Here is a 12717-nt window from a genome sequence, read left to right as displayed (position 1 = left end):
GGCAGGCACGGCCCACCGAGGATTCAACCAGGTTCCCGCACCGAAGCGCAGAGCACGTCAGCGGATCTGCGAAGTGCCCTGCAGGGTGCCCTCTATGGGTGAGGACGCCGCGGTGCTCGAAGCCCTCTCGTCCAGGGTCGGCACCGTACCGGCGGAGGATGTGCTGCCCGATACGACGGGAGGCACCGGCCGGATCAGCGGGGACATGATCGCCGCGCCGGTCAGCATCGGCGCCGCGATCTGATGCTGGGCGGACACGGGCTCGGGCTGATCGAGACGAGGACCCCGCGCAGGCACGCCGGGCAGCAGAGGCCCGGTCGCCTGCGTCGGCGCGACCGGCGCCGCGAGGACTCCGGGACGCTGCCCCTGCACCGACAGCGGCCCGCTGCCGCGACGGCGGACGGAATCGGGAGCCGAGGTGGCAGCCGAGCCCGGCGAACGCAGCGGCGACGCATTGCTGTTGCCGCCCGAGCCACTGCTGCTGCCAGAACTGTTGCTGCTGCCCGAGCCCGCGCGCGAGTCACCCGGATCGGCGGGGATGCCCGTCGTGACGCCGCCCAGCGCTATCGCGGCCAGCGACACCGCGCCCGCGGCGGCGAAGGCGAACCGCCGTCCGCGCCACAGCGACCGCTCGGCCTCGTGACGGCCCACGTCACGGCCGATGTCACGGCGGTCGACGTCATGGATGCGAAAACCGCGCCCCGAACCCGGCAGCACCGCGGCATGGCTGCCCGAGGGCGCGTAGCCGAAGGTCTCGGGCCGCACGCCGAAGACTCCGCTCGGCGGCAGCCCTGACTCACTGTCCGCGGTGGCGAAGCCGCCACCAGGGGATCTGGGGCCGGACGGAGGCTCGCTGCCACCGCCGGGAAGGCCTTGCAGCCGGGCGAGGAAACTCTCGGAGGGAGGCGGCGGTGCCACCTCGGCGAAGACACTCTTGAGCCGCCGCTGCGCGTCGGCCTCGGTCTTGCACTTCGGACAGGTCGCGAGATGAGCGAGGACCCGCTCACGCGCGTCATGGCCCAACTCACCGTCCACCAGGGCGGCGAGTCGGTCCCCCAGATGCTGCTCGGCCAGATGCCGCTCGGCAGGATTCGACCGTGATCCACTCACTCGGTCGCGCCCCCTCCTCCCGGCGCCACGGCTCCTGCGAGCGAGCGGCGCTCGGCGCGGGCTTCGGGCGACCGGTGCTGAAGGGCCTTGCGCAACTGCGAGCGGCCACGGTGGATACGGCTGCGGACCGTGCCCAGCTTGACGCCCAGGGTCGCGGCGATCTCCTCGTACGAGAGACCTTCGATGTCGCACAGGACCACGGCCGCGCGGAACTCCGGAGCGAGGGTGTCGAGCGCCTGCTGCACGTCCGCGTCGAAGTGCGTGTCGTTGAAGACCTGCTGCGGCGACGGCTCACGGCTGGGGAGGCGCTCCGCCGCGTCGTCGCCGAGGGCGTCGAAACGGATGCGCTGCTTGCGGCGCACCATGTCCAGGAACAGGTTCGTGGTGATGCGGTGCAGCCAGCCCTCGAACGTGCCGGGCGTGTAGGTCGACAGGGACCGGAAGACACGGACGAAGACCTCTTGCGTGAGGTCCTCGGCGTCGTGCTGATTGCCGGTCAGGCGGTATGCCAGGCGATAGACCCGTCCGCTGTGCGTGCTGACGATCTCCTCCCAGGTGGGCGGAGTCCACGCCTGCGATTCCGCATCAGCGGCAAAGGTCGCGGTCTGAGCGGAACTGGCGGTGTGGAATCGGTCAGCGGTGTCGGTCACGGATTTCGGCTCACCCGCCAACCCGAGAAAGCGCCTCAGCGCTCCTCCCCGATCCGCGGACGCAGCCGCACCTCCCCTGTCGGCTCTGGTGGTGTCCAGTGGAGCCCCTACCATAGCCACCTCGCCCGTTAGCTCCGGATAAGCGTTTTTACTGGAATTTGGTACGGGCTTCCTGCCAGGTGTCCTGCCTGGTCGAAGGGCCCGCCGCCAGTCTTGATCCATTCGTTACCCCCGGCGTCCGCCTACCCCTACTAAACGCCCGGTCCCATCTGCGGGTTCCCACCCCCAACGGATACAGTCACGGCCAGGCATCCACGGGGACAGGAGAGGGCCATTACCGGCAACCGGCAGACGAGCTGGGCGTTCGCCGACGCCTTTGTCGCCGAGGACGAGGCCACACGCTGGGCCCGTGACCGGGCCCAGGACGCGGGCCTACCCTCGGTGTCTCCCGGTACCGGCGCCGCGCTGCGCATGCTGGCCGCCACGGCGGACGCCAAGTCCGTCGCCGAGATCGGGACGGGCACGGGCGTGTCCGGGCTCCACCTGCTGCACGGGATGCGGCCCGACGGCGTCCTGACCACCGTCGATCCCGAGCCCGACCGCCAGCAGTTCGCCCGGGAGGCCTTCCGTGCCGCCGGGTTCGCGGGCAATCGAGCGCGGTTCATCCCCGGCCGGGCACTCGACGTACTGCCGCGCCTCGCGGACGGCGGCTACGACCTCGTGTTCTGTGACGGCGACCGCACGGAGTACCTGGACTACCTCGCTGAATCGTTGCGCCTGCTGCGGCCCGGCGGGCTCGTCTGCTTCGAGGGCGCCTTCTCCGACGGCCGGACGGTGGACTCCGGTCCGCAGCCCGCCGAGGTGCTGCGCATCCGCGAACTCCTGCGCACCGTGCGCGAGAGCCAGGACCTGATGCCGGCGCTGCTCCCGGTGGGCGACGGCCTGCTCTGCGCCGTGAAGCGCTGACCTCGTCGCGCCGCCCGGGCACCCCGCGGCCCTCGCAACCCCGCAAATAGCGCTGCCCCGGCACGTTTGCACGATGCCGGGGCAGTGAAAAAGTGTGGGCGCTTCCGCGTCAGCCGACGACCTTCTTCAGGGCGTCGCCGAGTGCGTCGGCTTCGTCCGGAGTCAGTTCGACGACAAGTCGTCCGCCGCCTTCGAGCGGAACGCGCATGACGATGCCCCGCCCCTCCTTGGTCACCTCGAGCGGGCCGTCGCCCGTTCGCGGCTTCATGGCCGCCATGCTCGTTCCCCTTCCTGAAACCAGCTCATCGCAGCCGACAACCCAGGTGTCACCGGCATCGAACACATTGCTTCCAGGCCATTATCCCGCATCGCAGGACCCGATGACCAACATCGGTCTGCATCGCTTGCGCAACGCGCGCCCGCAAAACCACTCAATTCGGCGATGTGGCTGCGATACTGCGCCGCCTCCTACGCCTCCACGGCCAGGAATTCTTTGACGCAGGTCACATATCTCCCCTCATGTCGGAGCCCGATGATCTCCGTCATGCTGGGCTCCGACAAAGATGACCGGCGCAGGACCACTGGAGGGGATTCACCATGGCCGACACCGTGCTCTACGAGGTGAGCGACGGTCTCGCGACCATCACGCTCAACCGCCCCGAGGCGATGAACGCGATGAACGTCGAGGCCAAGGTCGCGCTGCGGGAGGCGGTGCAGTCGGCCGAGTCGGACCCCGCGGTCCGTGCCGTACTGCTCACCGCGACCGGGCGCGCCTTCTGTGTGGGACAGGACCTGAAAGAACACGTGGGTTCCCTCATGGCGGACCGCGCGGCGGGCACCGGACAGACGATGAGCACGGTCCGGGAGCACTACAACCCCGTGCTGCGCGCGCTGACCGGGATGGCCAAGCCGGTCGTCGCGGGTGTCAACGGCGTCGCGGCCGGGGCGGGCCTGGGCTTCGCGCTCGCCGCCGACTACCGGATCGTCGCGGACACCGCGCGTTTCAACACGTCCTTCGCCGGGGTCGCGCTGACCGCCGACTCGGGCGTCTCCTGGACGCTGCAGCGCGTGATCGGGCCCGGCCGCGCGAGCGACCTGCTGCTGTTCCCCCGCAACATCGGCGCACAGGAGGCGTACGACCTGGGCATCGCCAACAAGGTCGTACCCGAGGCCGAGTTGGCGGCCGAGGCCGAGAAGCTGGCCCGCACCCTGGCCGAGGGCCCGACCCTCGCCTACGGGGCCCTCAAGGAGTCGCTCGCCTACGCGGCGGGCCACACCCTGGCGGAGTCCCTGGAGAAGGAGGACGAACTCCAGGCGAAGGCGGGCGCGTCCGAGGACCACGCGATCGCCGTCCAGGCGTTCCTGGACAAGGCGAAGCCCCAGTACCTCGGCCGGTAGGTCCTGAGGGGCCTGCGGTGGCCTAGCGGCCCCGGGGGACGCGGATCACGCAGTCCTCCAGGTGGTCGTCGACCAGACCGCAGGCCTGCATCAGGGCGTAGGCCGTGGTGGGGCCGACGAATCGGATGCCGCGCTTCTTCAGTTCCTTGGACAGGGCCGTGGACTCGGGTGTGATCGCCGGTACGTCGGCCAGCACGCCGGGGGCCTTGCGGGATGCGGGGTCCGGCGCGTGCGACCAGATGAGTTCGTCGAGCTCCCCCGCGGACCAGTCGGCGAGCACGCGCGCGTTGGCGAGGGTCGCGTCGACCTTGGCGCGGTTGCGGATGATGCCGGGGTCGGCGAGGAGGCGCTCCCGGTCGGCGTCCGTGAACCGCGCGACCTCAGCGATCTTGAAACCGGCGAAGGCGGCGCGGAAGCCCTCGCGGCGGCGCAGGATCGTGATCCAGGAGAGACCCGACTGGAAGGCCTCCAGGCAGAGCCGTTCGTACAGCGCGTCGTCCCCGTGGACCGGGCGGCCCCATTCCTCGTCGTGGTACGCCACGTAGTCCTCGGTCGAGAGGCCCCAGGGGCAGCGGAGTCTGCCGTCGGGACCCGCCACGGCGTCGCCGCTCATCGCCCGTCCTCCTCTTCGGTCTCTTCGGCCCCTTGGGCCCCTTGGGCCCCTTGGGCCTTTTCGGCCGCGTCCCTGAGGGCCGTATCGCCCTGGAGCGCGGCCGGGGCGTGCGTCTTGAGGAGGCCGGGACCGCCGACCGCGGTGGCCTGGGCGCCGGCGAGTGCCGCCTCCAGCTCAGCGATGTGGGCGTCACGCTCGGCCAGTTCGGCGGCGAGGCGGCCGAGGGCCTCGTCCACGTCCGTCATGCGATAGCCCCGCACGGTCAGCGGGAAGCGCAGCGCCTCCACGTCCGCGCGGCGCAGGGCACGGTCCGGCGGCAGCGGGTCGGCGAACCGCTCCGCCGCGACGTCGGGCAGCGCGGCGCGCTCCCCTCCGCCCACCACGGCCAGGGTCACCGCGCCGACCACCACGACGAGGGCGATGACCAGGAACAAGAACAAGACCATCTCTTCAGGCCCCCACGCTCGACTGCCGTGCTGAAACTGTCAGGGTCCGATCGTGCCATGAGCCTGTGACGGTTAAGGTCGCAGGCGGCCGAACCGCGGCACCGACAGAGGAGGCTCACAGGGGATGCTCAGGCTTGGCAGGCGTGAATTCGACGCGCACGAGCCGGTGATCATGGCGATCGTGAACCGGACCCCTGACTCCTTCTACGACCAGGGCGCCACGTTCCGCGACGAGCCGGCGCTCGCCCGCGTGGAACAGGCGGTGTCCGAGGGCGCCGCCATCATCGACATCGGCGGGGTCAAGGCCGGCCCCGGCGAGGAGGTGACGGCCGAGGAGGAGGCGCGGCGGACGGTCGGTTTCGTCGCCGAGGTGCGCAAGCGGTTCCCCGATGTCGTCATCAGCGTCGACACATGGCGGCACGATGTCGGCGAGGCGGTCTGCGAGGCCGGTGCGGACGTCCTGAACGACGCGTGGGGCGGGGTCGATCCCCGGCTCGCCGAGGTGGCCGCGCGGTACGGCGTGGGCCTGGTGTGCACGCACGCGGGCGGCGCCGAGCCGCGGACCCGCCCCCACCGCCTCGCCTACGAGGACGTCATGGCCGACATCCTCTCGGTCACCCTCGGCCTCGCCGAGCGCGCGGTCGCACTCGGGGTGCCGCGGGAGTCCGTGATGATCGATCCCGGGCACGACTTCGGGAAGAACACGCGGCATTCACTGGAGGCGACGCGGCGGCTCGGGGAGATGGTGGAGACCGGGTGGCCCGTGCTGGTGTCCCTGTCCAACAAGGACTTCGTCGGGGAGACGCTCGACAAGCCGGTCAAGGAGCGGATCGTGGGGACGCTGGCCACCACCGCCGTATCGGCGTGGCTGGGGGCGCAGGTGTACCGGGTGCACGAGGTCGCGGAGACCCGGCAGGTCCTCGACATGGTCGCCACCATCGCGGGGCACCGGGAGCCCGCCGTGGCCCGCAGGGGCCTGGCGTAGGAGCGGGAGCCGGTGGATCACCGGGCGGGCGGAGCGGATGCCCGCCCGGTGCGGCCCGGACCGCTAGCGGCCGACTTCCTTGGTGACCAGGGTGACCGCCTCGTCCACGTCGTCGGTGATGTGGAAGAGGTGCAGGTCGTGTTCGGAGGCCTTGCCGCCCGCCACCACCGTGTCGCGCAGCCAGTCGACGAGTCCGCCCCAGTACGCGGAACCGAAGAGGACGATCGGGAAGCGGGTCACCTTGCGGGTCTGGACGAGGGTGAGGGCCTCGAAGAGCTCGTCCAGGGTGCCGAGGCCGCCGGGCAGGACCACGAAGCCCTGCGCGTACTTCACGAACATGGTCTTCCGCACGAAGAAGTAGCGGAAGTTCACACCGATGTCGACGTGCTCGTTCAGGCCCTGCTCGAAGGGCAGCTCGATACCGAGGCCCACGGAGACGCCCTTGGCCTCGCGGGCGCCCCTGTTGGCGGCCTCCATGGCGCCGGGGCCGCCCCCGGTGATCACGGCGAAGCCCGCGTCGACCAGCGCCTTGCCGATGCGGACGCCCGCTTCGTACTCGGGCGAGCCGACCGGTGTGCGTGCCGATCCGAAGACGCTGATGGCGCTGGGGAGTTCGGCGAGCGCGCCGAAGCCCTCCACGAACTCCGACTGGATGCGCATGACCCGCCAGGGGTCGGTGTGCACCCACTCCGACTCGCCTTCGGCATCGGTGTCGAGGAGCCGCTGGTCCGTCGTGCCGGGGGTGATCTGCTCACGCCGCCGCACCACAGGACCCAAGTGCTGCTCCTCCGGCGGGCACTGCCCTTCTGGACTACCCATGACGTCCCCTTCCGCTGACGGTCTTGCTCGACGTGCCGCTTCAGCGTAGGTCTACGGGCGTTACAGGCGGCGCACCCTTGCGGGAAATCAGGATGTCAGCCAGGCGCGCAGCCGCTTCTCGGCCTCCGGGATCAGTGAGGCGAGCACCCGCTCGTCGATCTTGTGGGCGAGCAGCGGGTTGCCCGGGCTGTAGTTCACGGCGGGCACGCCGAGCGCACTGAAACGGGAGACGTCCGTCCAGCCGAACTTCGGCTTGGCCTCGCCGCCGACGGCGGCCATGAAGGCCGCGGCGGCCGGGTGGTCGAGGCCGGGGCGCGCCGCGCCCGTGTGGTCGTCGACGATGAACTCGTCGATCTCGCAGTCGGCGAAGTAGTCGCGGACAAAGGCGAGTGCCTCGTCCTCGGTGCGGTCCGGCGCGTAGCGGAAGTTCACGACGACGGTGCACTCGTCGGGGATGACGTTGGTCGCGACGCCGCCCTCGACGCGTACGGCGTTGAGGCCCTCGTGGAACCGCAGGCCGTCGACGACCGGTGTGCGCGGCTCGTACGCGGCGAGCTTCGCCAGGATCGGCGCGGCCTTGTGGATGGCGTTCGAGCCCATCCACGCGCGCGCGGAGTGCGCACGCGTGCCCTTCGTCTTCAGGAAGACCCGCAGCGTGCCCTGGCAGCCGCCCTCCACCTGGTTGTCCGTCGGCTCCAGGAGGACCGCGAAGTCGCCCGCGAGCCAGTCGGGGTGGGCCTCGGCGACATGGCCCAGGCCGTTCAGGTGCGCGGCGACCTCTTCGTTGTCGTAGAAGACGAAGGTGAGGTCGCGGTTGGGCTCGGTCACCGTCTGCGCGATGCGCAGCTGGACGGCGACGCCCGACTTCATGTCGCAGGTCCCGCAGCCCCACAGGATGCCGTCCTCGTCGAGGCGCGAGGGCACGTTGTCCGCGATCGGAACCGTGTCGATGTGCCCGGCGAGGATCACCCGCTCACCGCGGCCCAGGTTCGTGCGCGCCACGACGTTGTTGCCGTGCCGGTCGACCGTGAGGTGCGGCAGGCCGCGCAGGGCCGTCTCGATCGCGTCCGCGAGGGCTTTCTCCTGACCGCTCGGCGAGGGGAAATCGACCAGCTGGGCGGTGAGCGCGGCAGCGTCGAGCGTGAGGTCGAGCGATGCGTCCGGTGAGGTCTGAGCCATGGCTTCGACCCTAACGCCCCTCCTCACGACGCCCTGTCGGTGGCCTCCAGTACCTTGGTCGCGTGCCTGAGCCCCCCACCCTCATCCGGCGCGGCCGCCTCCTGCGCATCGGGGCCGCCGTGGCGGTCCTCCTCGCGCTCGTGGCCTATGTGGTCGTCCAGTACGTCTTTGGAGGCAAGGCCGCTCCACGCTGCCAGGTGGTCTCGGGCAACGGCGACGGGGCGTCGTACGAGTTCGGTGCCGAGCAGGCGCAGAACGCGGCGACGGTGGCCGCGGTGGGCACCTCCCGCGGCATGCCGGAGCGTGCGATCACCATCGCCCTGGCGACGGCCCTGCAGGAGTCGGGGCTGCGCAACATCAGCCATGGCGACCGGGACTCGCTCGGCCTCTTCCAGCAGCGGCCCACGCAGGGCTGGGGCAACGAGAAGCAGATCATGGACCCCGCGTACTCGGCGGCGCGTTTCTACGCCCATCTCAAGGACGTCCCGGGCTACTCACGGCTGCCCCTGACCGTCGCCGCCCAGCGCGTACAGCGCAGCGGCTACCCCCAGGCGTACGCGAAGCACGAGCCTGACGCCGCGCTGCTCGCCGCCGCGCTGACGGGCCGCGCCCCCGCCACCCTCACCTGCGAGGGCCGCACGGCCGACGAACCGGGCGACCCGGCGAAGGTGCGGGCCGCCCTGGTCCGCGACTTCGGCCACGGTGTGGCACCGGAGAGCGCTCGCGGCAGCACGCTCACCGTGCCGGTGAACGCCACGGCGGGCAGCGCGGAGGGCGGGACCGGGCAGCGGGGCTGGGAGCTCGCGCACTGGGCGGTGGCCCAGGCGGCCACGCTCGGCATCGAGCGCGTCTCGTACGGCGGCCGGGAGTGGAACGCCACGGATTCCGGGCAGGAGTGGCGCAAGCCGGGCAAGTCGATCGAGGACGAGCCGCGCACGGGCGCCGGAACCGGCACGGGCGAGGTCCGAATCGTCGTTGGGCAGTAGTACGGCGGGTCACCCGATCGAGTCACGCTGATCACTTACGGGCGATGGGCCGCCCATCCTTTCGCGCATCCCTCCCCGCAACCGCCGGACCCCTTGCGGACACAGGGCATTGACGATTCAGCAGACCCGCGCGCGTTGATCGCTTTGCCCGTTTTTATCCACAGCCGATTATGCGATGCATTGCGAATTCTTTGCGTTGGGCCACCGCAACCTTCGAGGGCTTCGAGCGGTAGTCACTGCGTCCAAGCGCCGGACCCCATCCGGCCGGACACACCAACGTTCTCTCCCGTCTGAAGGAGCATCATGTCCCTCCCCCTGACCCGCCGGATCGCCCGCGCCGCGCTGCTCATCGCAGCGGGGGCGGCTCCCGTGGTCGGTGCGGCCGGCTCCGCAAGCGCCGCCGAGCTTCCGGCCACCCCCGACCTGGGCGGTGTGACTGCCCTGGACAGTGCCGGTCTGGGCAACACCGTCGACGGCGCGGCTCAGAACACCACCGGTCTCGCGGGTGAGACCGGCAGCAAGGCCGTGAAGAAGGGCGTCCCGACCGCGGGCAAGGTCGTCGGATCGGGCGCCAAGACCACGACTCCCGTCGCGCAGAAGGCCGCGGGCGACCTCGCGGGCAACGCCGGTGACGTGGTCGGCGAGACCGCGGGCACGGCCACCAAGGACGGCCTGCCGACCGACGCCGTCGGCGAGGGTCTGCCGACGGACGCGGTCACCAAGGGCGGCCTGCCCACCGACCAGCTGCCGGTCAAGAGCCTGCCGCTCGGCTGATCACCACCCAACTGAAACGAGGGCCCGGAGCCACTGGCTCCGGGCCCTCGTCGCGTCCGTGCCGCCGGGCCCGGTCGGCGGCTCAGGCGAGCCGGGCGACCGCCGCTGCCACGCGCTCGTCCGTCGCGGTCAGGGCCACACGGACGAAGCGGTCGCCCGCCGGGCCGTAGAAGTCGCCCGGTGCCACGAGGATGCCGAGCTCCGCGAGGTGCCCGACGGTGTCCCAGCAGGACTCGTCACGGGTCGCCCAGAGGTAGAGGCTCGCCTCGCTGTGCTCGATGCGGAAGCCGTGCTGCAGGAGGGCGTCGCGCAGGACCGCGCGCCGGGCCGCGTACCGCTCGCGCTGCTCGTGGACGTGCTGGTCGTCGCCGAGCGCCGCGACGACCGCCGCCTGCGTCGGCGCGGACGTCATCATGCCGCCGTGCTTGCGGATCTGAAGCAGGTCGCCGAGGACATCCGCGTCACCGGCGACGAACGCCGCGCGGTAGCCCGCGAGGTTCGACCGCTTGGAGAGCGAGTGGACGGCCACGAGTCCCTCGTACGAACCACCGCACACGTCCGGGTGCAGGACCGAGACCGGCTCCGCCTCCCAGCCGAGCTCCAGATAGCACTCGTCGCTGACGATCAGCACGCCGTTCTCGCGCGCCCAGGCGACCGTGCGGGTCAGCTCGTCCTTGGACAGCACGCGGCCGGTGGGGTTCGAGGGCGAGTTGAGCCAGAGGAGCTTGAGGTTGGTCGGGTCCAGCTCGGTGCCCGCGGCGGCAGCCGCAAATGTCTCCGTGTCGTACGCGACGTACTGGGCGCGGGCCAGCCGTGCGCCCACCTCGTACGTCGGGTAGGCGAGCCGCGGGTAGGCGACGACGTCGCCCGGGCCCAGGCCCAGCTGGGTCGGGAGCCAGGCCACCAGTTCCTTGGAACCCACGATCGGCAGCACGTTGCGGTGCGTGACGTCGCGCGCGCCGAGGCGCCGCTCGCACCAGCCGGTGATCGCGTCGCGCAGCTCGGGGGTGCCCCAGACCGTCGGGTAGCCCGGTGAGTCCGCCGCCGCGACCAGCGCTTTCTGGATCAGCTCGGGCACGGGGTCGACCGGCGTGCCCACCGACAGGTCGACGATGCCGCCGGGGTGGGCGGCCGCCGTGGCCTTGTAGGGCTCGAGCTTGTCCCAGGGGAAGGTGGGAAGGCGATCGGAGACTACGGACACGTGCTGACTCCCGTACTGCATGTACGTACTGCGTGCATGGACAAATGCCTCGGTCCCGTACGGCTGCTTGTGCCGTACGGGACCGGGGCGACGCTTCAAGCTGCCGTTACTGGTTCTGCGGCGGCAATGCGGCGATGAAGGCGTGGTCGCGCTCGATCAGGCCGAGCTTGCTGGCACCACCGGGCGATCCGAGCTCGTCGAAGAACTCGACGTTCGCCTTGTAGTAGTCCTTCCACTCTTCAGGAGTGTCGTCCTCGTAGAAGATCGCCTCGACCGGGCATACCGGTTCACAGGCTCCGCAGTCGACGCATTCGTCCGGGTGGATGTACAAGGACCGGGAGCCCTCGTAAATGCAGTCGACCGGGCACTCCTCGATGCACGCCTTGTCCTTGACGTCGACACAAGGCTGCGCGATGACGTAGGTCACGCTGTCGTTCCTCCTCGATACGGGCGTTGGCGGGCCGTCTTCAGGCTCCGCTCGCCTGGCGCGCGGGAGCGCGGCGTCGTCGATGCCCGCCCCTAGTATCTCCGTTCCCGGGCATGATCCGAACAGGAGGGGCGTACAGAGCTGTGGAATTCACTGCGGGCGGACGGCTTGAGGTGCACATTACCCCTACTGACGTGGGCAAACGGGTCTCCGTGCGGCGCCTGTACGAAGGGACTGGTACGGACGGCAAGTTCACTGACACGGTGGGTGTTCTCACATCGTGGAATGACGGTGTGGTACTGATCACACGGCGCGACGGTGAGCGTGTCCGGATCGAGGAGTCCGCCCTGGTCGCGGGCAAGGTCGTCCCCGCCGCCCCGGCCCGCAGGCGCGGCCCGGCCGCCTCGTACGCCGAACTGGCCCGGGTGGCCGCGCGCGCCTGGCAGCCCGTCGAGAGCGAGCCGCTCGGCGAGTGGGAGCTGCGGGCGGCGGCCGGATTCACCCGGCGGGCCAACTCGGTGCTTCCGACGGGCGATCCGGGACGGCCGCTGGACGACGCCCTGGACTACGTGCGCGAGTGGTACGCGGCGCGGGAGCTGCCCGCGTACATCCAGACCGCGACGGGGGCCGCGGGCACCCAGGAGATGCTCTGCGCGGAGCTTGAGGAGCGGGGCTGGGAGCGCGAGGTGAGCGCGGAGCTCCACATCGGCGCTCTCGCGCCCCTGGGCGATCTGGAAGTGCCCGGAGCAGGGGTGGAGCGGGTGCGTCTCGCGCGCTCCGCCGACGAGGCGTGGCTGCGGCGCTACCAACGATCCGGAGTCCCTGGACCCCATGTGTACAAGGTGCTGGCGGGCGGCCCGTCGGTGTGGTTCGCTTCCGTGCCCGGGGCCTCTCGGGACGCGGGGCCCGCGGCGATCGGGCGGTGCGTCGTGGACGGGCGCTGGGCGGGATTCATGGCGGTCGAGGTGGATCCGGCGCACCGCAGGCAGGGACTGGCGACCGCGGTGATGGCCGCGCTGTCCCGGCAGGCGCTCGCCGAAGGCGCTTCGGCGGCCTGGCTGCAGGTCGAGGACGACAACGAGGGTGCGCGGGCGCTGTACGGCGGTCTTGGCTTCGCCGCGCACCACACGTACCACCACTATCGATACCCGTCGGCTCGGTGA

At 70.9% G+C, this 12717-nt stretch carries 15 protein-coding genes; 6 read left to right on the top strand and 9 right to left on the bottom strand.

Annotated features, from left to right (window positions below; all coding sequences use genetic code 11):
* Positions 1–57: 57 nt before the first annotated feature.
* Together AB0E78_RS17970 and sigE are read right to left on the bottom strand one after the other, a co-directional pair.
* Positions 58–1110, bottom strand: coding sequence for a zf-HC2 domain-containing protein (locus AB0E78_RS17970; RefSeq protein ID WP_361833269.1), 1053 nt, complete (start codon positions 1108–1110; stop codon positions 58–60).
* Entirely contained in the window at positions 1107–1874 is a 768-nt protein-coding gene (sigE, locus tag AB0E78_RS17965) for an RNA polymerase sigma factor SigE (protein ID WP_361833267.1), read from the bottom strand. The genes AB0E78_RS17970 and sigE overlap by 4 nt, the downstream gene beginning before the upstream one ends.
* Before the next feature lie 153 nt (positions 1875–2027).
* On the opposite strand from sigE, the gene AB0E78_RS17960 reads away from it, so the two are divergent.
* On the top strand, positions 2028–2726 hold the full coding sequence (locus tag AB0E78_RS17960) for an O-methyltransferase (protein WP_361833793.1): 699 nt from the start codon (positions 2028–2030) through the stop codon (positions 2724–2726).
* 109 nt (positions 2727–2835) lie between these two features.
* Here the strand turns inward: AB0E78_RS17960 and AB0E78_RS17955 are convergent, their stop codons facing one another.
* Entirely contained in the window at positions 2836–3003 is a 168-nt protein-coding gene (locus AB0E78_RS17955) for a DUF3117 domain-containing protein (protein WP_003966491.1), read from the bottom strand.
* 320 nt (positions 3004–3323) lie between these two features.
* On the opposite strand from AB0E78_RS17955, the gene AB0E78_RS17950 reads away from it, so the two are divergent.
* Entirely contained in the window at positions 3324–4124 is an 801-nt protein-coding gene (locus AB0E78_RS17950; protein WP_361833265.1) for an enoyl-CoA hydratase-related protein, read from the top strand.
* A gap of 22 nt (positions 4125–4146) precedes the next feature.
* On the opposite strand, the gene AB0E78_RS17945 is transcribed toward AB0E78_RS17950, so the two are convergent.
* Positions 4147–4737: a DNA-3-methyladenine glycosylase I gene (locus tag AB0E78_RS17945; protein WP_361833263.1), complete on the bottom strand. Its 591-nt coding sequence runs from the start codon at positions 4735–4737 to the stop codon at positions 4147–4149.
* A complete protein-coding gene (locus AB0E78_RS17940; protein WP_361833261.1) occupies positions 4734–5183 on the bottom strand; it encodes a DivIVA domain-containing protein in 450 nt (149 codons plus the stop codon). Before AB0E78_RS17940 ends, AB0E78_RS17945 begins: the two co-directional genes overlap by 4 nt.
* A gap of 124 nt (positions 5184–5307) precedes the next feature.
* Between AB0E78_RS17940 and folP the strand changes: the two genes are divergently transcribed.
* Positions 5308–6168: a dihydropteroate synthase gene (gene folP, locus AB0E78_RS17935; RefSeq protein ID WP_361833259.1), complete on the top strand. Its 861-nt coding sequence runs from the start codon at positions 5308–5310 to the stop codon at positions 6166–6168.
* Between the two features lie 63 nt (positions 6169–6231).
* Here the strand turns inward: folP and AB0E78_RS17930 are convergent, their stop codons facing one another.
* Positions 6232–6987: a TIGR00730 family Rossman fold protein gene (locus tag AB0E78_RS17930; protein WP_361833257.1), complete on the bottom strand. Its 756-nt coding sequence runs from the start codon at positions 6985–6987 to the stop codon at positions 6232–6234.
* 87 nt (positions 6988–7074) lie between these two features.
* Entirely contained in the window at positions 7075–8166 is a 1092-nt protein-coding gene (gene dapE / locus AB0E78_RS17925) for a succinyl-diaminopimelate desuccinylase (protein WP_361833255.1), read from the bottom strand.
* A gap of 62 nt (positions 8167–8228) precedes the next feature.
* Between dapE and AB0E78_RS17920 the strand changes: the two genes are divergently transcribed.
* Both AB0E78_RS17920 and AB0E78_RS17915 read left to right on the top strand, forming a co-directional pair.
* Positions 8229–9152, top strand: coding sequence for a heavy metal transporter (locus AB0E78_RS17920; protein ID WP_361833253.1), 924 nt, complete (start codon positions 8229–8231; stop codon positions 9150–9152).
* 303 nt (positions 9153–9455) lie between these two features.
* Positions 9456–9926 (top strand): ATP-binding protein, encoded by a 471-nt coding sequence (locus AB0E78_RS17915; protein WP_361833251.1) that lies wholly within the window; start codon positions 9456–9458, stop codon positions 9924–9926.
* A gap of 82 nt (positions 9927–10008) precedes the next feature.
* Here the strand turns inward: AB0E78_RS17915 and AB0E78_RS17910 are convergent, their stop codons facing one another.
* Both AB0E78_RS17910 and fdxA read right to left on the bottom strand, forming a co-directional pair.
* Positions 10009–11127 (bottom strand): bifunctional succinyldiaminopimelate transaminase/glutamate-prephenate aminotransferase, encoded by a 1119-nt coding sequence (locus AB0E78_RS17910; RefSeq protein WP_361833249.1) that lies wholly within the window; start codon positions 11125–11127, stop codon positions 10009–10011.
* 106 nt (positions 11128–11233) lie between these two features.
* Positions 11234–11554 carry a ferredoxin gene (gene fdxA, locus AB0E78_RS17905; RefSeq protein ID WP_030573070.1) on the bottom strand — a complete coding sequence of 107 codons (321 nt, stop codon included), beginning with the start codon at positions 11552–11554 and terminating at the stop codon, positions 11234–11236.
* 143 nt (positions 11555–11697) lie between these two features.
* Between fdxA and AB0E78_RS17900 the strand changes: the two genes are divergently transcribed.
* Positions 11698–12717, top strand: a complete 1020-nt coding sequence (locus AB0E78_RS17900) for a GNAT family N-acetyltransferase (protein WP_361833247.1) — start codon at positions 11698–11700, stop codon at positions 12715–12717.

The organism is Streptomyces sp. NPDC032198 (assembly GCF_040636975.1).
Classification (GTDB): domain Bacteria; phylum Actinomycetota; class Actinomycetes; order Streptomycetales; family Streptomycetaceae; genus Streptomyces.
Note: the sequence above shows the minus strand (reverse complement) of the source record. Positions and strands in the feature narration are given on the sequence as shown.

Excerpts from the sequence above, each read along its gene's own strand:
- sigE (WP_361833267.1), bottom strand. The coding sequence starts at position 1,874 with ATGGTAGGGGCTCCACTGGACACCACCAGAGCCGACAGGGGAGGTGCG.
- AB0E78_RS17955 (WP_003966491.1), bottom strand. The coding sequence starts at position 3,003 with ATGGCGGCCATGAAGCCGCGAACGGGCGACGGCCCGCTCGAGGTGACC.
- AB0E78_RS17950 (WP_361833265.1), top strand. The coding sequence starts at position 3,324 with ATGGCCGACACCGTGCTCTACGAGGTGAGCGACGGTCTCGCGACCATC.
- AB0E78_RS17945 (WP_361833263.1), bottom strand. The coding sequence starts at position 4,737 with ATGAGCGGCGACGCCGTGGCGGGTCCCGACGGCAGACTCCGCTGCCCC.
- AB0E78_RS17940 (WP_361833261.1), bottom strand. The coding sequence starts at position 5,183 with ATGGTCTTGTTCTTGTTCCTGGTCATCGCCCTCGTCGTGGTGGTCGGC.
- folP (WP_361833259.1), top strand. The coding sequence starts at position 5,308 with ATGCTCAGGCTTGGCAGGCGTGAATTCGACGCGCACGAGCCGGTGATC.
- AB0E78_RS17930 (WP_361833257.1), bottom strand. The coding sequence starts at position 6,987 with ATGGGTAGTCCAGAAGGGCAGTGCCCGCCGGAGGAGCAGCACTTGGGT.
- dapE (WP_361833255.1), bottom strand. The coding sequence starts at position 8,166 with ATGGCTCAGACCTCACCGGACGCATCGCTCGACCTCACGCTCGACGCT.
- AB0E78_RS17915 (WP_361833251.1), top strand. The coding sequence starts at position 9,456 with ATGTCCCTCCCCCTGACCCGCCGGATCGCCCGCGCCGCGCTGCTCATC.